Genomic DNA, 19971 nt, shown 5'->3' on the forward strand with positions numbered 1-19971 from the left:
TGGGAGAGTAGGACGCCGCCGAACAAATTTTGAAGAAAACCCCCGTACCGGGGATACCGGTACGGGGGTTTTCTGCGTTCACCACCAATTCCCCCGCACCCGAAAACATTCCCAGAGCAGCGTTCTCCCGCACTCCTTTTACAGCCGACCCGCGGACTTCAGCGCCAGATAGGCGTCCGCGAGAGCCGGCGCGAGGTCGTCCGGAGTCGCGTCGACGACCGTGACCCCGCGACGTCGCAGCGTCTCGGCCGTGCGCTGACGTCCGGCCTCGGCCTGGGCCGCCGCCGCGGCCTCGTACACCGCGTCGATGTCTCCCCGGGCTTTCGCCATATGCGCGACATGCGGGTCCGCGACCGATGCGAGGAGGACCGTGTGCCGCTGGGTGAGGCTGGAGAGCACCGGGAGCAGGCCCTCTTCGACAGGGGCCGCGTCGAGCGTCGTCAGGAGCACGATCAGGGACCGGCGTGGGGCCGTGCGCAAGGCTGTGGCGGTCAGGCCCTGAGTATCCGTTTCGACGAGCTCCGGTTCGAGGCCGGCCATCGCGTTGACCAGTGACGGAAGGACGTCGCCCGCCGCATGGCCCTGGACGAGGGCGCGTACCCGGCGGTCGTAGGCGAGCAGGTCCACGCGGTCGCCGGCGCGGGAGGCCAGGGCAGCGAGGAGCAGAGCCGCGTCCATGGAGGCGTCGAGGCGGGGTGCGTCGCCGACACGGCCGGCGGAGGTCCGGCCGATGTCGAGGACCAGCAGGATGTGGCGGTCGCGCTCGGGACGCCAGGTGCGTACGGCGACCGTCGTCCGGCGGGCGGTGGCGCGCCAGTCGATGGAACGGGTGTCGTCGCCGGGAACGTACTCGCGCAGACTGTCGAACTCCGTGCCCTCACCGCGTGTCAGCACGCTGGTGCGGCCGTCCAGTTCGCGGAGCCGGGCCAGTTTGGAGGGCAGGTGCTTCCGGCTGGTGAAAGGAGGCAGGACGCGTACGGCCCAGGGGACTTCGTGGCTGCCCTGACGGGAGAACAGGCCGAGGGGGCCGAACGAGCGGATCGTGACGCGGTCGGCGTGGCGGTCACCGCGGCGGGTGGGGCGCAGACGGGTCGTCAGACGGCGCCGTTCGCCGGCGGGGACCGTCAGCCGGTGACGGGAGGCCTCGACCTCCGTGCCGGGTTCCCAACTGCTCGGCGGCCAGGCGTCCCTGAGGTGTGCGCGCAGCGGCCGTCCGGAGGGATTGGCGACGGTGAGGGTGACGTCCGCGGATTCACCGAGGCGCACCGAGGTGTCCCCGGAACGGGTCAGGCCCAGGCGTCGTACGGGAGCCGCGAGGGCGGCGTCGCAGGCGCAGGCCAGGGCCAGGGGGACGTTCACGGCGAGGATGCCTGTCCAGCTGGGCCCCCAGATGCCGACGGGCAGTGCGCCCAGGGCGGCCAGGAGAGCGGCGCGTCCGGTGAGTGCCATCAGCGGGGGACGGGGACGTGGGCGAGGATCGCGTTGATGACGGAATCGGCCGTCACGCCTTCCATCTCGGCTTCGGGGCGGAGTTGGACGCGGTGGCGCAGGGTCGGCAGGGCCAGGGCTTTGACGTCGTCGGGGATGACGTAGTCGCGTCCGGTCAGCCAGGCCCAGGCGCGGGCCGTGGCGAGCAGGGCGGTCGCGCCGCGGGGGGAGACGCCGAGCGTCAGGGACGGCGACTGGCGGGTCGCGCGGCACAGGTCGACTACGTACCCGGTGATCTCGGGGGAGACCGTCGTCTTGGCGACCGCCGCGCGGGCGGCTTCGAGATCGGCGGCGCCGGCGACGGGACGCAGTCCGGCGCCGCGCAGGTCGCGCGGGTTGAAGCCCTCGGAGTGGCGGGTGAGGACGTCGATCTCGTCCTGACGGGAGGGCAGCGGGATCGTCAGTTTGAGTAGGAAGCGGTCCAGTTGGGCTTCGGGGAGCGGATACGTTCCCTCGTACTCGACCGGGTTCTGGGTCGCGGCGACCAGGAAGGGCTCGGGGAGCGGCCTGGGTGTGCCGTCGACGGTGACCTGGCGTTCCTCCATGGCCTCCAGCAGCGACGCCTGGGTCTTGGGAGGCGTGCGGTTGATCTCGTCGGCGAGCAGGAGATTGGTGAAGACCGGGCCGGGCTGGAAGGAGAACTCGGCGGTGCGGGCGTCGTAGACGAGAGAGCCGGTGACGTCGCTCGGCATGAGGTCGGGGGTGAACTGGACGCGCTTGGTGTCGAGTTCCAGAGCGGACGCGAGGGCCCGGACGAGCAACGTTTTGGCCACCCCGGGGACTCCTTCGAGGAGAACATGTCCGCGGCACAGGAGGGCGACGACGAGGCCGGTCACGGCGGGGTCCTGGCCGACCACGGCTTTGGCGATCTCGGTGCGAAGGGCTTCCAGGGAGGAGCGGGCGGTGTCGGCGTCCCCGGAGTACCCGGTGTACCCGGCGTTGTCAGTGGTCGGGTCCATCATGAAATGCGTACCTCTCTTTCGAGGGCGTCGAGTTGGTCGGCGAGAGAGACGAGGGCCGCGTCGTCCAGGGGCGGCGGCCCGAACAGAAGTGGGAGCAGGGCCTGTGAGTCGCCGTCGAAGTGGGCGGCAAGGGCCGGGAGCAGGGTTTCGGGTGCGTGCGCCTGGGTCGGGGGCACGCCGATGAGGGGGGCGAGGCGGGTGCGGGTGGCGGAGCGAAGAGCGGTGGCCGCGCGGCCGCGGGCGGCCGCCTTGCGGTAGAGGCGGGCGCGGCCCTCGGTGGTTTCGGAGGCGCGGATCGCGACGGGAAGCCGTTCGGGCACGAGGGGTCCCAAGCGGCGTGCCCTCCACAGTGCTGCCAGGACGGCGGCGACGAAGAGCTGGAGTGTGCCCCAGAGCCAGCCCGAGGGGAGCAGGTCGAAGAAGCTCTGGCGGCCTGTGCCGGTGGCCGAGTCGTCGGAGAGCGAGGGGAGGTACCAGACCAGATGAGCGCGGGAACCGAGGAGTTGGAGCGCGAGCGAGGCGTTGCCCTGCTCGTCGAGGTGGTCGTTGTAGAGGATGTCGGGTGCGCCGAGCACGACGGTGTCGCCGCTTCCGGAGCGGGCCGGCAGGCGCAGGAGTGTGGGCAGTCCGTCGCTCGGGTAGCAGGTGTCGGCGTCGGGGTCGCTGGTGGTGTAGCGGATGCCGCCCGTGTCGGCGCTGCCCGCTCGGCGGGCGGCGGGCAGGTCGCAGCGGGGGGAGAGCGTCGAGTCGAAGCTGACCGCGGGGTCCGCGGTGACCTCGGGGGCGAGGGCGCCGAGGGAGGGCGGTCCGGGGGAGACCAGGACCGTACGGCCGTCGGAGCGTTCCGTCGCCGAGTACAGGTGGCTCTGCTGACGCTTGGTCAGCAGGTCGGGGGCGGCGATCAGCAGGGTGGTGTCGTGACCGGCCGCGGAGCGGGCCTCGCCGAGGGAGGTGACCACACGTGTGGAGACTCCCTGGTCGGCGAGGAGCCGGGCGACGGCCCTGCTGCCGGAGGGGTCGGCGGAGCGCGGGTCGAGGCGGCCGTGCCGGGCGTCCGAGCGGACCGCGGCTATCGCGACCGCGGCGGCCAGCAGGAGGACGAGCGCGAGGACGACGCCGCGCGTACGGGTCCACACCTGGCGGGCGGTCGGCGAGGCCGAGGTGGGGGCAAGGGCGGCCTCGGTCATGAGGCGGCCCCCTGGCGGCTGTTGTGGGCCGTGTTCGGGTCCGTGCTGCGGGCGTTGTCCGCGAGTACGGGCCTGGTGCGTTCCAGGTCGCGGTCGAGCTCGGTGAGTCGCTGGTACGGGCGTGTGTCACCGGAGCGGCCGCCGTACGTGATGTCGTCGAAGTCGCGGGCCGAGGCGCGCAGCCGGTCGGTGTGGGCGGGCAGGGAGCGGCTCGCCTCCGCGGCGGCCTCGTCGGCCGTGCGGCCCGGGCGCGGATCGAGCAGAGCGCGTTCCTCCAGGGACCGCACGATGGCGCGCATCCGCTCCTGGACGGCCTGGTTCCAGTGGCCCTGGGCGGCGTGTGCCTCGGCGGCGGCACGGTGTTCGGCGGCGCTCCTGGGGCGGTCGTCGAACAGGGCGGCGGACGAGGCGGGGGTGCGGTGCGGTGTGCCCAGGCGCCACCACAGGGCCGCCACGACCGCCGCGACCGCGAGGACGATGACGACGAGTCCGAGCGTTCCGCCGGGTGTCGCGGCCGAAGCGGCGCCGAACAGCCGGTCGACCCAGTCCCAGAAGGCGTTCAGGGCGCGCTGGACGAGGCCGGGGTCGTTCTCGTGGTACATCCGCTTGGACAGCTCGCGTCTGGCCGCCTCGCGGGCGGCCTCGCGCGGCGTGGTCACCGGTGGCGTGCCGCCGCGCGGCAGCGCGAGGACCGCTGTCGCACCGGCGTGTGCCCCCGCGAGAACCGTTGTCGCACCGGTGTGCGCCCCCGCGAGAACCGTTGTGAGAACTCCCCCCGCCCCGGTCACCGCATCAACTTCCCGGTGTGGTGCCGGAGGTGTTCGAGGCCTCGGTGCCGTAGTCCTGGAGGCCGGCGGCTCGGGCCAGGTCGAGGTCGAGGGCCTCGCGGCGGATGCGCCGGTCGATGTACAGGAGCACCGTGACGCCCGCGGTGATCGGGAAGGTGATCATGGATCCGATCACCGAGCCGATGCCGCTGACGATGAGGAAGGTCCAGCCGAGGTTGCCGCCGGAGCTGTCGAGGAAGCCGGCGAAGCCGTCACCGCTCAGGGCGGCGGCGAGGACGGCGAAGGGGATCACGATGATCGACGCGACGATGTTGGCGATGATCGTGGCAAGGAGCTGGATGCCGAACACCCGCCACCAGGAGCCGCGTACGAGTTTCGCGGAGCGGCGCATCGACTTCAGGATGCCCTGCTTCTCCAGCATCAGGGCGGGAGAGGCGAGCGAGAAGCGGATCATCAGCCAGAGGGCGACGAAGCCCGCGGCGAAGGCGCCGAGGACGGCGAGCGCGATACCGCCGTCGTGCGAGCCGGCCGCCATCGCGAGCAGCCCCGGCAGCGCGCCGGCGCCCATGATCGCGACGGCGATGAGCGGGAGCAGCAAGGTCAGGCCGAACAGCTTGGCCAGCTGGGGACGGGCGTCCCGCCAGGCCTCGCTCGTGGTCACCGGCTTGCCGATCACGGCGCGGCTGGTCACCGATGTGAGCAGGGCGGTGGCGACGATGGTCCCGAGCAGGGTGACGAGCAGGACGAGACCGGAGCTGAGCAGGGTGCTGCCCATGGCCCGGGTCAGTTCGCCGACGGTGGCGCTCGGGTCGTTGAGCGCTTCCGTGTCGGCGCTGTCGTCCAGGACGAAGCCCTGGAGCAGGATGACGGCGACCTGCGTGACGACGGCGACGGTCAGCGAGATGCCGAGGACCGTGCGCCAGTAACTGCGCATGGTCGAGACGGCGCCGTCCAGGATCTCGCCGACGCCGAGGGGGCGCAGCGGGATGACGCCGGGTCTGGCGGCGGCGGGCTGGTGGCCCCAGTTGCCGCCCCAGCCCGCTGGTCCGCCCTGTCCGGGAGCCGGGCGGCCGCCGTATCCGCCGTTCTGGCCGCCGGAGGGCCGTCCGCCCCGGCCGGGACCGGGTACGGCGGGCGGCGGGGCCTGTGCGGGACCCTGTGCGCCCGGCGCGGACCACTGGCCGGGCGGGGGCTGCTCCTTGGACCACTTCGAGGGCTGCTCGGGCGGATTCGCTCCGTCCTGGTCCGCGGGCCCCGGGGTGCCGGACGTGTCGGGCTCCTTCGCGCCGGAGGGGGCGGATCCGGGCGATGCCCAGCCCGGAGTGTCGTTCATCGTCGCTCCTTCACGGTGCCCGTCCCGCGGTCGCGGCGGCAGGTTGACAGCCATCGTGTCACGGCGTGCGCGTCAAGGGACCGGCCCCCGTATGGGCTGCACACCTTCAATAGTCAGCCCGGTACGGGGCAGACTGGTCGGATGGCCGATCACTACGCGCAACCCCGCGAGGACAGCGGACCGACGGAGATACCCGCGATCCGCTGGCACGAGCCGCCCGAAGGCCCTGTGGTGGTCCTTCTCGACCAGACGAGACTTCCCGCGGAGGAGGTCGAGCTGGTGTGCACGGACGCCCCCGCACTGGTGGAGGCGATCCGTACGCTCGCCGTGCGCGGGGCGCCGCTGCTCGGGATCGCCGGGGCGTACGGCGTCGCGCTCGCAGCCGTACGCGGCTTCGACGTGGACGAGGCCGCCCACGCGCTGGCCGGTGCCCGGCCGACCGCCGTGAACCTCGCGGTCGGTGTGCGCAGGGCGCAGGCGGCCCACCGGGCGGCGCTGGCAGCGGGCGGCGACGAGGCGGCGGCCGCGACGGCGGCACTCAACGCCGCGCGGGTGCTGCACCGCCAGGATGCCGAGGCCAGCTCCCGCATGGCCCGACACGGGCTGGCGTTGCTCGACGAGCTGCTGCCGGGCGGCGGCCACCGGATTCTCACGCACTGCAACACCGGCGCGCTGGTGTCCGGCGGTGAGGGCACCGCGTTCGCCGTCGCGCTCGCCGCGCACCGGGTGGGGCGGCTGCGGCGGCTGTGGGTGGACGAGACGCGGCCGTTGTTGCAGGGCGCCCGTCTGACGGCCTACGAGGCCGCGCGGACCGGGATGGCGTACACCTTGCTGACGGACAGCGCGGCGGGCTCGCTCTTCGCGTCCGGCGAGGTGGACGCGGTACTGGTCGGGGCCGACCGCATCGCCGCCGACGGTTCGGTGGCGAACAAGGTGGGGAGCTATCCGCTCGCGGTTCTGGCCAGGTACCACCATGTGCCGTTCATCGTGGTGGCGCCGGTGACGACGATCGATCGGGACACGCCCGACGGTGGATCCATCGAGGTCGAGCAGCGCGCGGGTCATGAAGTGACGGAGATCGCGGCTCCGCAGGTGCCGGTGGCGGGAGTGGAGCCGGGAAGAGGTATACCTGTGGCACCCCTGGGGACCCAGGCGTACAACCCGGCGTTCGACGTGACGCCGCCGGAGTTGATCACGGCGATCGTCACCGAAGAGGGCGTTGTTTCGCCCGTGACGGCTGAGGCTCTCGCCGAGCTGTGTGACTTGTCACGCCAGGTAACGATTTAGTTAATGGGATGATGTCGTTTATGAAGGGACGAGTCCTTGTCGTCGATGACGACACCGCACTGGCCGAGATGCTCGGCATTGTGCTGCGTGGTGAAGGTTTTGAGCCGTCTTTCGTAGCCGACGGCGACAAGGCGCTGGCCGCTTTCCGCGATGCCAAGCCCGACCTGGTGCTCCTGGACCTCATGCTGCCCGGACGGGACGGCATCGAGGTGTGCCGCCTGATCAGGGCGGAGTCCGGGGTACCGATCGTGATGCTCACGGCGAAGAGCGACACGGTCGATGTCGTGGTCGGCCTCGAATCGGGCGCCGACGACTACATCGTGAAGCCGTTCAAGCCAAAGGAGCTGGTGGCCCGGATCAGGGCGCGGCTGCGCCGTTCGGAAGAGCCGGCGCCCGAGCAGCTGTCGATCGGCGATCTCGTCATCGACGTCGCCGGTCACTCTGTGAAGCGGGAAGGCATGTCGATCGCGCTGACGCCGCTGGAGTTCGACCTGCTGGTCGCTCTGGCACGCAAGCCGTGGCAGGTGTTCACGCGTGAGGTGCTCCTGGAGCAGGTGTGGGGCTACCGGCACGCGGCGGACACCCGTCTGGTCAACGTGCACGTCCAGCGTCTGCGCTCCAAGGTCGAGAAGGACCCGGAGCGGCCGGAGATCGTGGTGACCGTCCGAGGCGTCGGATACAAGGCAGGACCGAGCTGACATGTCATTGGACAGTGCCGCTTCGGCGTCCGCTGAGCAGGGGGATCGTTCGGGGCGGCCTGTCGGCCGGAAGATGAAGGGCTCCCGCTGGGAGCGGTTCTTCGAAGGAGGACTGTTCCAGGGCGGGGTCCAGGGCAGTCCGGTCCTCCGGCTGCTCATACGCTGGGTGCGCCGTCCGCTGCTGCCCGTGATGCGGCTGTGGCGGCGCAACATCCAGCTCAAGATCGTCGCCACGACGCTGCTGATGTCCATGGGCGTCGTCCTGCTGCTCGGCTTCGTCGTGATCGGGCAGGTGCGCAACGGCCTGCTGGACGCCAAGGTGCGGGCCTCGCAGAGCCAGGCCACCGGTGGTTTCGCGGTGGCCAAGCAGCAGGCGGACGCGGCGGTGACGGCGAACGGCGACGACCGTTCGACCGCCGACGGCCGGCCGTCGAAGAACGTCAGCCAGTGGATGACCGATCTCGTCGTGTCCCTGTCCAGTGGCGGGCAGGGCGCGTTCGACGTGGTGACGCTCAACTCCGCCGCCTCCGGCGACGGCAGCGGCGGTCTCGCACCGCGGTCGTCGGGCCAGGTCGACTCGACGGTGAGCATCCCCGAGAACCTGCGCGCCCGGCTCGACAAGGGCACCTCGGCGGCGCAGAGCTACACGCGTGTCGTCTACAAGGACGGCAAGGAGTCCCAGCCGGCGCTGGTCATCGGCAAGCAGGTCAGCGACCCCAACGGGGACGCTTACCAGCTCTACTACCTCTTCCCGCTGACGCAGGAGGAGAAGTCGCTGAGCCTGGTCAAGGGCACCCTCGCGACGGCCGGACTGTTCGTCGTGGTGCTCCTCGGGGCCATCGCCTGGCTCGTGGTGCGCCAGGTCGTCACACCGGTGCGGATGGCGGCCGGGATCGCCGAGCGGCTCTCCGCCGGACGCCTCCAGGAACGTATGAAGGTCACGGGCGAGGACGACATCGCGCGCCTCGGCGAGGCCTTCAACAAGATGGCGCAGAACCTCCAGCTCAAGATCCAGCAGCTGGAGGACCTGTCGCGGATGCAGCGGCGGTTCGTCTCCGACGTGTCGCACGAACTGCGCACACCGCTGACCACCGTGCGGATGGCCGCCGACGTCATCCACGACGCACGGGTGGACTTCGACCCGGTGACCGCGCGGTCGGCCGAGCTGCTCGCCGACCAGCTGGACCGCTTCGAGACGCTGCTCGCCGACCTGCTGGAGATCAGCCGGTTCGACGCGGGCGCGGCGGCGCTGGAGGCCGACGCCATCGACCTCAGGGAAGTCGTACGACGGGTGGTCGGCGGAGCCGAGCCGCTCGCAGAGCGCAAGAGCACGCGCATACGTGTCGTCGGCGACCAGCAGCCGCTGATCGCCGAGGCGGACGCCCGGCGGGTCGAGCGGGTGCTGCGCAACCTCGTCGTCAACGCCGTGGAGCACGGCGAGGGCAAGGACGTCGTCGTCAAGCTCGCCGCGGCGGGCGGAGCGGTCGCGATCGCGGTCCGCGACTACGGCGTCGGGCTCAAGCCCGGCGAGGCGACCCGGGTCTTCAGCCGCTTCTGGCGGGCCGACCCGGCACGCGCGCGTACCACCGGCGGAACGGGTCTGGGACTGTCCATCGCCCTGGAGGACGCGCGGCTGCACGGGGGCTGGCTCCAGGCCTGGGGCGAGCCGGGCGGCGGTTCGCAGTTCCGGCTGACCCTGCCGCGGACGGCGGACGAGCCGCTCAGGGGATCACCGATACCTCTGGAACCCAAGGACTCCCGGCGCAACCGGGGACTGGACGACGCCGGTCTGCCGCACGGCGGCACCACCAAGCGCGCCACGGTTCCCGTACAGCAGGCCGGGTCCGCCACGGATCCGAGATCGCCGCGCGGGGCCATGCCCCCTCGGCTGGCCGGGGCCTCGCCCACGGCCGACCCGACGGCGCTTCCGGGCAGCGGCGCCCGCGTGGTGCCCCGGCCCGCCGGGGCGCTGCGCCGCCAGGAGGAGACATCCGGCAGCGGCCGGGAACGGACCGCGCAGGAGCGGGGGCGGGACGGCGACACGCCGGAGGAGCTCGGACATGGGGAGGCATTTCGTGGGCGCTGACCGCGGGGGGAGCGGTGTCCGCGGACACCGTCCGGTGCGCGTCGTGGTGTATGCGGCCTGTGGGGCCCTTCTGCTGGCGGGGTGCGCCTCGATGCCGGACAGCGGGGACCTGCGCGGGGTGGAGTCCACCCCGCGCCAGGACCCGCAGGTCCGCGTCTACGCCGTGCCGCCGCATCCCGGCGCCTCGGCGGCGGAGATCGTGCAGGGCTTCCTGGAAGCCCTGACCAGTGACGACGCCAAGTACGAGACGGCCGGCAAGTACCTCACCGACAGCGCGCGCAAGACCTGGGACCCGTACCGTTCGACGACGGTCCTCGCGGGCGCGCCGGAGCCCGCGGGAGCGCCCTCGGGGACCAAGGACGGCGCTCATGACGTCCTGTTCCGGCTGAACGGCAGCAAGGTCGCCACCGTGGACAGCCGGCACGCGTACGGGCCGGACTCCGGTCAGTACAGCGGATCGGTGCATCTGACCAAGCTGAAGAGCAACAAGCAGTGGCGGATCGACGGGCTGCCGCAGGGCGTGGTCATGGGCACGTCGGACTTCCAACGCAACTACGTGTCCGTGAACAAGTACTACTACGCCTCGAACGGGACCTCCGGGTCCGGCCGTCCCCTGGTGACCGTCGCCGACCCGGTCTACGTGCGCGCGCAGGTGGACCCGATGACACAGATCGTGCGCGCCCTCCTGAAGGGGCCGACGAGCTGGCTCGACCCGGTGGTCAGGTCGACCTTCCCCTCGGGCACGGAGCTGAAGAACGGCGATGTGTCGCTGTCGCCCGACGACCGCAACAGCGTCACGGTGCCGTTGAACGCCAAGGCCGACCGGGTCGGAAGCTCCCAGTGCCGGCAGATGGCTGCCCAGATCCTCCTCACCCTCCGGGACCTGACCCCCACCGGGGTCGACGAGGTGGAGCTCCAGCGGTCGAACGGCTCGCAGCTGTGCGTGCTGACCAAGGCCAGGGCCGAGAGCGTCGCCTCGCACGGCACGGGCGAGCACCCGGAGTACCAGTACTTCATCGATCACGACCAGCGGCTCGTACGGATGCCGGGCGGCAACCGTGACAAGGAACCCGAGCCGGTGCCCGGTGCGCTGGGCGAGGGCGGCAAGAAGCTGCGGGCGGCCGCGGTGTCGCGGGACGAGGACACCGCTGCGGGAGTGTCGTCCGACGGCCGCAATCTGTACGTCGGGTCGCTGGTGCCGGGCGGTTCGCTCGCCGAGCCGGTGGTCCGCAGCCAGGGCAGGACGGTCGACGACCGGCTGACGACGCCCAGCTGGGACGCGCGCGGTGATCTGTGGGTGGCCGACCGCGACCCGAAGAACCCCAGGCTGCTTCTGCTCCAGAAGGGCGCGGGCGAGCCCATCGTCGTGCAGGCGCCTGAGCTCGACGGGCGCATCGAGGCGGTGCGGGTGGCCGCCGACGGTGTGCGCATCGCGGTGATCGTCGAGAAGGACGGCAAGAGCTCGCTCCAGATCGGACGCGTCGAGCGGTCCAAGCAGGACGAGCCCGTCGGCGCGTACATCTTCGAACCGCGTTCCGTCGCACCCCAGCTGGAGGAGGTCACGGCCATGTCCTGGGCCGGGGACAGCCGACTGGTGGTCGTCGGCAGCGAGAAGGGCGGAGTGCAGCAGATGCAGTACGTCCAGGTCGACGGCTCCACGCCGCTGGGGACCTCGCCCTCCGCGCTGGCCAACGTCAAGGAGATCGCCGCGTCGGAGGACGAGCAGCTGCCTCTGGTGGCGCACTCGGAGACGGACGGGATCGTGCGGCTGTCGGCGGGAGAGCAGTGGCAGAAGGTGGTCAAGGACGGGACGGCGCCGGTCTATCCCGGCTAGCGCCTCGTGCGTCAGTCAGTGGGCCCGTCCGGTTTCCGGGCGGGCCCACCGTCGTTCCGGCGGCTGTCCAGCGTCGTTCGGGCGGGGCTGTCCACAGGCGTTCCGGCGGCTGTCCACAGGCGGTCCTCCAGGGTTTTCCACAGGGGTGGCCGAGCGGGCCTGCCGTTGGCACAGTGGTGGCCATGCGGGGGTGGTGGCGGGACCTCACGGATCTGGTGCTGCCGGCCGAGTGCGGAGGCTGCGGAAGGCCTCGCACGGTGCTCTGTCCCGAGTGCCGTGCCGCCCTGACAGGGGCCGCTCCGTGCCGGGTGCGACCGGTGCCCGAGCCGGCGGGGCTGTCCGTGGTGCACGCGGCGGCTCCCTACGGGGACGAGGTGCGGGCCATGCTCCTCGCCCACAAGGAACGGGGTGCGCTGGCGCTGGCGGCACCTTTGGGCGCGGCCCTGGCGGGGGCTGTGCGGGCAGGTCTGGGGCAGGGGGGACCACCTGGACCGGCAGAGCGGCCCACGGCCTCGCAGGGGCGGCCGGGGCTCGGGAAGGGGGACGTGCGGGGAGAGCGACGCGGTCCGGGCGGCGGTGGTGCGGCGGTCCGGGCGGCCGGGGCCGGGTCAGGGCCCGTGCTGCTCGTGCCCGTGCCGTCGGCGCGGTGGGCGGTCCGGGCGCGGGGCCATGATCCGGCGCGGCGGATCGCGCTCGCGGCCGCGGGGGAGCTGCGGCGCACGGGGACGCCGGCCCGGGTGCTCGGTGTGCTGCGGCAGCGGCGTGCCGTGGCCGACCAGTCGGGGCTGAATTCCCGCCAGCGGGCGGCGAATCTGGCGGGCGCCCTGGAGGTCGTCGCCGGGGGTGAGCGGATGCTGGCCGAAGGAGGGCGGGTCGTGCTGGTGGACGACCTGATGACGACGGGGGCGTCGTTGGCGGAGGCGGCGCGGGCGGTGCGGGCCGCGCAGTCGGGTGCGTGGGCACTGCGATGGACGGGTGAGAGGACGGGGCGGGGGGAGGTGTACCGGCGATTCACGGGTAGGGAGCAGGCCGGAGGGACGAGCGGTGACACGGTCGGCTCGGCGGTGATCGCTGCGCCGCCGGACGCCTTCGAAATAAACCGGAACTGACCACGAACTTGCATCGTTGCAGGTAATGACCGGGTCAATTCACCTGAACGGAGGTACGTATCAGTAGAGGGTGACGACATCCGTCCGGGCGAGATATGTTCGGTTGTGAGGCAATGGCGCAGGCCGTACCTCGCGCATCCGAGTGCCGAAGCGTGACTTTCCGGCAATCACCCGCATCGGTGGGGTGGAGATCTTGTCCTTGGGGGAGGAGGAGGTGAAAGTCACCGAGTCCGAGGTTCCGGGGCTCACCGGAGCCTGGTGCAAAAGGGAGATGCTCCGCCAGTGGAGCGGGGCTATCCGGGAACGGAGTTCTGCGTGGACATCGTCGTCAAGGGCCGCAAGACCGAGGTGCCCGAGCGGTTCCGCAAGCACGTGGCCGAGAAGCTGAAGCTGGAGAAGATCCAGAAGCTCGATGGCAAGGTGATCAGCCTCGACGTCGAGGTGTCCAAGGAGCCCAACCCCCGACAGGCCGACCGCAGTGACCGGGTGGAGATCACGCTCCACTCCCGCGGACCGGTGATCCGGGCGGAGGCAGCGGCAAGCGACGCGTATGCAGCACTCGACCTGGCCGCGGACAAGCTCGAGGCCCGGCTGCGCAAGCAGCACGACAAGCGCTACACCCGCCGTGGCAACGGCAGGATCTCGGCGGCGGAGGTCGCCGACGTGGTCCCGGGTGCCGCGACCCTGAACGGCAGCGGTGACGTCGTCCGCGACGAAGAGCCGGACGCCGTGCCCACCAAGAAGATCGGCTCTCTCGAGATCGTGGGCGAAGGCCCCTGTGTCGTCCGCGAGAAGACCCACGTGGCCGCACCGATGACGCTCGACCAGGCGCTCTACGAAATGGAGCTGGTCGGACACGACTTCTATCTCTTCGTCGACTCCGAGACGAAGGAGCCGAGCGTCGTCTACCGGCGCCACGCGTACGACTACGGTGTCATCCACCTCAGCACGGACCCGATGGTCACCCAGGGCGGGGCGGACGCGCCGGGCGGCGCGCTCGGCGGCTGACCGTTCCCGGTGACGGATGAGCCGGTGCCCCTGGAGCGCGAGTGCGCCCCCAGGGGCACCGGTGTGCGACCGGTTCACGTCCTGCTCCGTCACCCCGCCGCCGTCCGGACATGGAATCATGGCCGCACCGGCCCAACCGGCGGGTCGTTGCCTTGGGTTGGCGATGCCACGGAAACACAGGTCACGGCCTTCAGGGGGAGGAACGATGGCGGACAGCTTCGGACCGATGCGTGCCGGCGATGCCGATGACGGAGCCGCGGCCTCCGGCCTTGGCGCAGGTTCTTCGCGCGAGGAGCCCATCAGGGTCCTTGTCGTGGACGACCACGCCCTCTTCCGCCGCGGTCTGGAGATCGTGCTCGCGGCCGAGGAGGACATCCAGGTCGTCGGTGAGGCCGGGGACGGGGCGGAGGCGGTCGACAAGGCCGCCGACCTGCTGCCCGACATCGTGCTGATGGACGTGCGGATGCCCAAGCGCGGCGGTATCGAGGCGTGCACCTCCATCAAGGAGGTGGCCCCCAGCGCGAAGATCATCATGCTGACGATCAGCGACGAGGAGGCCGACCTCTACGACGCCATCAAGGCGGGGGCCACCGGGTACCTCCTCAAGGAGATCTCCACCGACGAGGTGGCCACCGCCATCCGCGCGGTCGCCGACGGTCAGTCGCAGATCAGTCCGTCGATGGCCTCGAAACTCCTCACCGAGTTCAAGTCGATGATCCAGCGCACGGACGAGCGCCGGCTGGTGCCGGCGCCGCGGCTCACCGATCGGGAGCTGGAGGTCCTCAAGCTGGTGGCCACCGGGATGAACAACCGCGACATCGCCAAGGAGCTGTTCATCTCCGAGAACACCGTGAAGAACCATGTGCGCAACATCCTGGAAAAGTTGCAGCTTCACTCCAGGATGGAGGCCGTGGTGTACGCGATGCGGGAGAAGATCCTCGAGATCCGCTAGGCGATGAGGGCGTCGCTCCGGCGCACCGCCGGGGGCCGCCCGACGGCTTAGCCGGGTGCGGCCCGCCGCAGCGCGCCGGACATCACCCCAGGATGCGCGCGAGCTCCGCGGCCAGCGGTTCGCGCAGGTCCGGGGCGTCCACCCGCTCGACCCGTACGTCCGTGCAGTCCACCCAGCCCGCGGCCTCCGCCAGGGCCTGGGCCACCGCGGGGACCGCCTTCGCGCCGTCCAGGGTGACCTGTCTGGCGACCAGCGTGCGGCCCTCCCGCCCCGGATCGACCCGGCCGACGAGCCGTCCGCCGGCGAGGACCGGCATCGCGAAGTAGCCGTGGACCCGCTTCGGCTTGGGCGTGTACGCCTCCAGGCGGTGCGTGAAATCGAAGATCCGCTCCGTGCGCGCCCGCTCCCAGACGAGGGAGTCGAACGGCGACAGCAGGGTCGTACGGTGACGGCCGCGCGGGACCGTCTCCAGCGCCGCCGGGTCCGCCCACGCGGCTCCGGCCGGTCTTCCGCCCGGGTTTCCCGCCCCGCTCTTCCCGGCCGTGGGCCTGCCCCAGCCCTCCACCGTCACGGGGACCAGGCCCGAGTCCGCGATCACCGCGTCGACCTGTTCCAGCCTGAGGCGGTGGTAGTCGGCGATGTCCGCGCGGGTGCCGACGCCGAGGGACTGTCCGGCCAGGCCGACGAGACGGCGCACGCACTCCCGGTCGTCCAGCTCGTCGTGCAGCAGCGCCTTCGGGATCGCACGCTCCGCGAGGTCGTAGACGCGCTTCCAGCCGCGCCGCTCCACGCACACCACCTCGCCGTACATCAGCGCCCGCTCGACGGCGACCTTCGTGCCCGACCAGTCCCACCACTCGCTGGTCTTCTTCGCCCCGCCCAAGTCCGTGGCCGTGAGGGGTCCTTCGGCGCGCAGCTGCTTGACGACCTGGTCGTAGGCGCCGTCGGGCAGGTCGTGGCTCCAGTGCGGGCGGGCGCGGTAGGCGCGGCGGCGGAACGCGAAGTGGGGCCACTCCTCCACGGGCAGGATGCAGGCCGCGTGGGACCAGTACTCGAAGGCGTGCGGTGCCGGGGGCGTGGCGGCGGACGGTGTGCCGGCGGGCTGCGCGGATGTCCAGTAGGCCTGCTCCACGGTCTTGCGGCCGACGGCGCCGAGCCGGGCGTAAGGGATCAGTTCGTGGGAGCGGGCGAGGACGGAGATCGTGTCGAGCTGGACCGCGCCGAGGTGCCGCAGGACTCCGCGGACGCCCGCCCTGCGGTCCGGGGCGCCCAGGAAACCCTGTGCCCGCAGGGCGATGCGGCGCGCTTCGTCCGCGGAGAGTTCGGTCATGGGACGCGGGAGACTCGTCATGCCCACACGTTAGGCGGTGCCACTGACAGCCGGGTCGCTCACGGACGGAACGCGGCGGCGCGGAGGCCGGACCCCGCCCCGGCAACCGGCGCGGGAGCCGACGGGAACCGAGCGGGAGCCGACTGCGACCGGCGCCGGGGCCCGCCCGGCGCTCACCTGGCCGGGAGGTAGGGCGCCGTCGACGGGAGGCCCAGGTCGGAGGGGAGCAGTGAGCCCACCCAGCAGTCCCTGCGTACGCCCTTGTTGTTGATGGCGGAGCGGAGGGTCCCCTCGATGGTGAAGCCGGCACGTTCGGCGACCGCGCGGGAACCGGCGTTGCCGACCTCGGCACGCCATTCGACGCGGTCGACGGACAGGTCGGTGAAGGCCCAGCGGGAGGCGGCGACGGTGGCCTCGGCGATGTAGCCGTTGCCGCGGTGCTCCTTCGCCGCCCAGTAGCCCACCTCGCCGACGCCCAGTGAGCGCATGGTGATCGAGAGCATGCCCACCAGCTCCCCCGAGGGGAGGAAGACACCGAAGGCGAAGGCCGAGCCGTCCACCCAGCCCTCGGGCACCATCTGGTCCGTGAAGCCCGACGCGTGCTCGCGCAGATAGGGCGACGGGATCGTGGTCCAGCGCTGGATGTCGGGATCCTGGGCGGCCGCGAAGACGGCGTCGGTGTCGTCCACGCCCACGGCGCGCAGGACGAGACGGTCGGTGGTCAGCGTGACGGGGTCCATCGGCCGATTCTGCTCGGGCATCCGGAAGGATGCCATTCCTTTGCCCTGGGTGACCGGTTCGCTACTTTTCGCTATGCGAACGCGGCACCTTCGGCAGCCCCTGTCCGTTGTCCTGGTGGCTGTCCCCGGCAGACCTCCCGGCGCGGTGTGGTCCTCGCTTACGATGGCCGTTGCTCAAGCTGTGATTTGAAACTGCCATTTGAAACCGACCGTCCCAGGCCCGACCGGCAAGGAGACAAACCCCCGTGTCCGTCCTCTCGAAGATCATGCGTGCAGGCGAAGGCAAGATCCTGCGCAAACTGCACCGCATCGCGGACCAGGTCAACTCCATCGAAGAGGACTTCGTCGACCTCTCCGACGCCGAGCTGAGGGCCCTCACCGATGAGTACAAGCAGCGGTACGCCGACGGCGAGAGCCTCGACGACCTGATGCCCGAGGCCTTTGCGACCGTCCGTGAAGGAGCCAAGCGCGCCCTTGGCCAGCGTCCTTACGACGTGCAGATCATGGGTGGCGCCGCGCTCCACCTCGGCTATGTCGCGGAGATGAAGACCGGTGAGGGCAAGACCCTCGTCGGCACCCTGCCCGCCTATCTGAACGCCCTCTCCGGAGCCGGCGTCCACCTCATCACGGTCAACGACTACCTGGCCGAGCGCGACTCCGAAATGATGGGCCGCGTCCACAAGTTCCTCGGCCTCGAGGTCGGCTGCATCCTGGCCAACATGACCCCGGCCCAGCGCCGCGAGCAGTACGCGTGCGACATCACGTACGGCACGAACAACGAGTTCGGCTTCGACTACCTGCGCGACAACATGGCGTGGGCCCAGGACGAGCTCGTCCAGCGCGGCCACAACTTCGCGATCGTGGACGAGGTCGACTCCATCCTCGTCGACGAGGCCCGTACGCCGCTGATCATCTCCGGCCCTGCCGACCAGGCCACCAAGTGGTACGGCGACTTCGCCAAGCTGGTCACCCGCCTGAAGAAGGGCGAGCCCGGCAACCCCCTGAAGGGCATCGAGGAGACCGGCGACTACGAGGTCGACGAGAAGAAGCGCACTGTCGCCATCCACGAGCCCGGCGTCGCCAAGGTCGAGGACTGGCTGGGCATCGACAACCTCTACGAGTCGGTGAACACCCCGCTCGTGGGTTACCTGAACAACGGCATCAAGGCGAAGGAACTGTTCAAGAAGGACAAGGACTACGTCGTCATCGACGGCGAAGTCATGATCGTCGACGAGCACACCGGCCGTATCCTCGCCGGCCGCCGCTACAACGAGGGCATGCACCAGGCGATCGAGGCGAAGGAAGGGGTGGACATCAAGGACGAGAACCAGACGCTCGCCACGATCACCCTCCAGAACTTCTTCCGCCTCTACAAGCGCCACGACCAGCACGGCAAGGAACTGCCCGGTCTCTCCGGCATGACCGGTACGGCCATGACCGAGGCCGCCGAGTTCCACCAGATCTACAAGCTCGGCGTCGTCCCGATCCCGACCAACCGGCCGATGGTCCGCAAGGACCAGTCCGACCTGATCTACCGCACCGAGGTCGCGAAGTTCGAGGCGGTCGTCGACGACATCGTCGAGAAGCACGAGAAGGGCCAGCCGATCCTCGTCGGTACGACGTCGGTCGAGAAGTCCGAGTACCTCTCGCAGCAGCTCTCCAAGCGCGGTGTCCAGCACGAGGTGCTGAACGCCAAGCAGCACGACCGGGAGGCGCCGATCATCGCGCAGGCCGGCCGCAAGGGCGCCGTCACCGTCGCCACCAACATGGCGGGCCGCGGTACGGACATCAAGCTCGGCGGCAACCCGGACGACCTCGCCGAGGCGGAGCTGCGCCAGCGCGGCCTCGACCCCGAGGAGCACATCGAGGAGTGGGCGCACGCCCTGCCCGCCGCCCTGGAGAAGGCCGAGCGGTCGGTCAAGGCGGAGTTCGAGGAGGTCAAGAGCCTCGGTGGGCTCTACGTCCTCGGCACCGAGCGCCACGAGTCGCGGCGTATCGACAACCAGCTGCGCGGTCGTTCCGGCCGTCAGGGCGACCCGGGCGAGTCCCGTTTCTACCTCTCGCTGGGCGACGACCTGATGCGTCTCTTCAAGGCGCAGATGGTCGAGCGCGTCATGTCGATGGCGAACGTTCCGGACGACGTGCCGATCGAGAACAAGATGGTCACGCGTGCCATCGCGTCCGCCCAGTCGCAGGTCGAGCAGCAGAACTTCGAGACCCGTAAGAACGTCCTGAAGTACGACGAGGTGCTCAACCGGCAGCGCGAGGTCATCTACGGCGAGCGCCGCCGCGTCCTGGAGGGCGAGGACCTCCAGGAGCAGATCCAGCACTTCATGAACGACACCATCGACGCCTACATCGGGGCCGAGACCGCCGAGGGCTTCGCCGAGGAGTGGGACCTCGACCGGCTGTGGGGTGCCTTCCGGCAGCTCTACCCGGTGAAGGTGACCGTCGACGAGATGGAGGAGGAGGCCGGCGACCGTTCCGGTCTGACCGCCGAGTTCATCTCCGAGTCCATCAAGGACGACATCCACGACCAGTACGCGGCCCGCGAGGAGCAGCTCGGCTCCGAGATCATGCGTGAGCTGGAGCGCCGGGTCGTGCTGTCGGTCCTGGACCGCAAGTGGCGTGAGCACCTCTACGAGATGGACTACCTCCAGGAGGGCATCGGCCTGCGCGCGATGGCCCAGAAGGACCCGCTGGTCGAGTACCAGCGCGAGGGCTTCGACATGTTCAGCGCCATGATGGACGGCATCAAGGAGGAGTCCGTCGGCTACCTGTTCAACCTGGAGGTCCAGGTCGAGCAGCAGGTCGAGGAGGTCGAGGTCGAGGACTCCGCGCCGTCGCTCGCCAAGCAGGAGGCCGTCCCCGCGGGCGCGATGCGGCCCGAGATCCGCGCCAAGGGGCTCGACGCCCCGCAGCGGCCGGACCGGCTGCACTTCTCCGCGCCGACCGTGGACGGCGAGGGAGGCATCATCGAGGGCGACTTCGCCAGCGACGAGCCCGTGCGGTCCGAGGCGGACGGCCTCACCCGCGCGGAGCGCCGCAAGCAGCAGAAGGGCGGCGTGCGCCGCCGCAAGAAGTGAGTGGGGGTCGCGCGCGGCGGCCGACTGCCACCGCGCGCGACCGCTGATACGGGAAGGGCCGGGCACCATGTGTCCGGCCCTTC

Annotated in this window: 15 protein-coding genes; 8 read left to right on the top strand and 7 right to left on the bottom strand. The window is 70.9% G+C overall.

Annotated elements, in window-relative coordinates; translation table 11 throughout:
• Positions 1–138: 138 nt before the first annotated feature.
• The 5 genes from ABZV42_RS21485 to ABZV42_RS21505 form a co-directional block, all read right to left on the bottom strand.
• Positions 139–1449 carry a DUF58 domain-containing protein gene (locus tag ABZV42_RS21485; protein ID WP_356053135.1) on the bottom strand — a complete coding sequence of 437 codons (1311 nt, stop codon included), beginning with the start codon at positions 1447–1449 and terminating at the stop codon, positions 139–141.
• Positions 1449–2447 carry a MoxR family ATPase gene (locus ABZV42_RS21490; protein WP_355989689.1) on the bottom strand — a complete coding sequence of 333 codons (999 nt, stop codon included), beginning with the start codon at positions 2445–2447 and terminating at the stop codon, positions 1449–1451. Before ABZV42_RS21490 ends, ABZV42_RS21485 begins: the two co-directional genes overlap by 1 nt.
• Positions 2447–3637: a DUF4350 domain-containing protein gene (locus tag ABZV42_RS21495; protein WP_355989691.1), complete on the bottom strand. Its 1191-nt coding sequence runs from the start codon at positions 3635–3637 to the stop codon at positions 2447–2449. Before ABZV42_RS21495 ends, ABZV42_RS21490 begins: the two co-directional genes overlap by 1 nt.
• Positions 3634–4320, bottom strand: a complete 687-nt coding sequence (locus ABZV42_RS21500) for a DUF4129 domain-containing protein (protein ID WP_356053273.1) — start codon at positions 4318–4320, stop codon at positions 3634–3636. The genes ABZV42_RS21495 and ABZV42_RS21500 overlap by 4 nt, the downstream gene beginning before the upstream one ends.
• 109 nt (positions 4321–4429) lie before the next feature.
• The gene (locus tag ABZV42_RS21505; RefSeq protein ID WP_356053137.1) at positions 4430–5758 is read right to left on the bottom strand and encodes a hypothetical protein; all 1329 of its coding nucleotides are present in this window, start codon (positions 5756–5758) and stop codon (positions 4430–4432) included.
• Between the two features lie 141 nt (positions 5759–5899).
• Between ABZV42_RS21505 and mtnA the strand changes: the two genes are divergently transcribed.
• The 7 genes from mtnA (at position 5900) to ABZV42_RS21540 (ending at position 14732) form a co-directional block, all read left to right on the top strand.
• A complete protein-coding gene (gene mtnA, locus ABZV42_RS21510; RefSeq protein WP_355989696.1) occupies positions 5900–7045 on the top strand; it encodes an S-methyl-5-thioribose-1-phosphate isomerase in 1146 nt (381 codons plus the stop codon).
• An 8-nt stretch (positions 7046–7053) separates the two neighbouring features.
• Complete coding sequence (mtrA, locus tag ABZV42_RS21515; protein WP_192582811.1) at positions 7054–7743, top strand: two-component system response regulator MtrA; 690 nt, start codon at positions 7054–7056, stop codon at positions 7741–7743.
• Between the two features lies 1 nt (position 7744).
• The gene (gene mtrB, locus ABZV42_RS21520; protein ID WP_355989699.1) at positions 7745–9829 is read left to right on the top strand and encodes an MtrAB system histidine kinase MtrB; all 2085 of its coding nucleotides are present in this window, start codon (positions 7745–7747) and stop codon (positions 9827–9829) included.
• Complete coding sequence (locus tag ABZV42_RS21525; protein ID WP_355989701.1) at positions 9819–11663, top strand: LpqB family beta-propeller domain-containing protein; 1845 nt, start codon at positions 9819–9821, stop codon at positions 11661–11663. Before mtrB ends, ABZV42_RS21525 begins: the two co-directional genes overlap by 11 nt.
• Before the next feature lie 182 nt (positions 11664–11845).
• On the top strand, positions 11846–12772 hold the full coding sequence (locus tag ABZV42_RS21530) for a ComF family protein (RefSeq protein ID WP_355989703.1): 927 nt from the start codon (positions 11846–11848) through the stop codon (positions 12770–12772).
• A gap of 282 nt (positions 12773–13054) precedes the next feature.
• Positions 13055–13780, top strand: coding sequence for a ribosome-associated translation inhibitor RaiA (gene raiA, locus ABZV42_RS21535; protein ID WP_355989705.1), 726 nt, complete (start codon positions 13055–13057; stop codon positions 13778–13780).
• A gap of 205 nt (positions 13781–13985) precedes the next feature.
• Positions 13986–14732, top strand: coding sequence for a response regulator transcription factor (locus ABZV42_RS21540; RefSeq protein ID WP_355989707.1), 747 nt, complete (start codon positions 13986–13988; stop codon positions 14730–14732).
• Between the two features lie 82 nt (positions 14733–14814).
• Here the strand turns inward: ABZV42_RS21540 and ABZV42_RS21545 are convergent, their stop codons facing one another.
• Both ABZV42_RS21545 and ABZV42_RS21550 read right to left on the bottom strand, forming a co-directional pair.
• Entirely contained in the window at positions 14815–16083 is a 1269-nt protein-coding gene (locus tag ABZV42_RS21545) for a crosslink repair DNA glycosylase YcaQ family protein (RefSeq protein ID WP_355989709.1), read from the bottom strand.
• A gap of 152 nt (positions 16084–16235) precedes the next feature.
• Positions 16236–16802 carry a GNAT family N-acetyltransferase gene (locus ABZV42_RS21550; RefSeq protein WP_355989711.1) on the bottom strand — a complete coding sequence of 189 codons (567 nt, stop codon included), beginning with the start codon at positions 16800–16802 and terminating at the stop codon, positions 16236–16238.
• A gap of 245 nt (positions 16803–17047) precedes the next feature.
• Between ABZV42_RS21550 and secA the strand changes: the two genes are divergently transcribed.
• Positions 17048–19888: a preprotein translocase subunit SecA gene (secA, locus tag ABZV42_RS21555; RefSeq protein ID WP_355989713.1), complete on the top strand. Its 2841-nt coding sequence runs from the start codon at positions 17048–17050 to the stop codon at positions 19886–19888.
• Positions 19889–19971 lie beyond the last annotated feature (83 nt).

The organism is Streptomyces sp. NPDC005281, assembly GCF_040607495.1.
GTDB lineage: Bacteria > Actinomycetota > Actinomycetes > Streptomycetales > Streptomycetaceae > Streptomyces.

Bases quoted from the DNA above. Each gene is read 5' to 3' on its own strand.
- mtrA (WP_192582811.1), top strand. From the start codon at position 7,054: ATGATGTCGTTTATGAAGGGACGAGTCCTTGTCGTCGATGACGACACC.
- ABZV42_RS21490 (WP_355989689.1), bottom strand. From the start codon at position 2,447: ATGGACCCGACCACTGACAACGCCGGGTACACCGGGTACTCCGGGGAC.
- ABZV42_RS21485 (WP_356053135.1), bottom strand. From the start codon at position 1,449: ATGGCACTCACCGGACGCGCCGCTCTCCTGGCCGCCCTGGGCGCACTG.
- ABZV42_RS21495 (WP_355989691.1), bottom strand. From the start codon at position 3,637: ATGACCGAGGCCGCCCTTGCCCCCACCTCGGCCTCGCCGACCGCCCGC.
- ABZV42_RS21545 (WP_355989709.1), bottom strand. From the start codon at position 16,083: ATGACGAGTCTCCCGCGTCCCATGACCGAACTCTCCGCGGACGAAGCG.
- ABZV42_RS21505 (WP_356053137.1), bottom strand. From the start codon at position 5,758: ATGAACGACACTCCGGGCTGGGCATCGCCCGGATCCGCCCCCTCCGGC.
- ABZV42_RS21530 (WP_355989703.1), top strand. From the start codon at position 11,846: ATGCGGGGGTGGTGGCGGGACCTCACGGATCTGGTGCTGCCGGCCGAG.
- mtrB (WP_355989699.1), top strand. From the start codon at position 7,745: ATGTCATTGGACAGTGCCGCTTCGGCGTCCGCTGAGCAGGGGGATCGT.
- mtnA (WP_355989696.1), top strand. From the start codon at position 5,900: ATGGCCGATCACTACGCGCAACCCCGCGAGGACAGCGGACCGACGGAG.
- ABZV42_RS21550 (WP_355989711.1), bottom strand. From the start codon at position 16,802: ATGGACCCCGTCACGCTGACCACCGACCGTCTCGTCCTGCGCGCCGTG.
- ABZV42_RS21540 (WP_355989707.1), top strand. From the start codon at position 13,986: ATGGCGGACAGCTTCGGACCGATGCGTGCCGGCGATGCCGATGACGGA.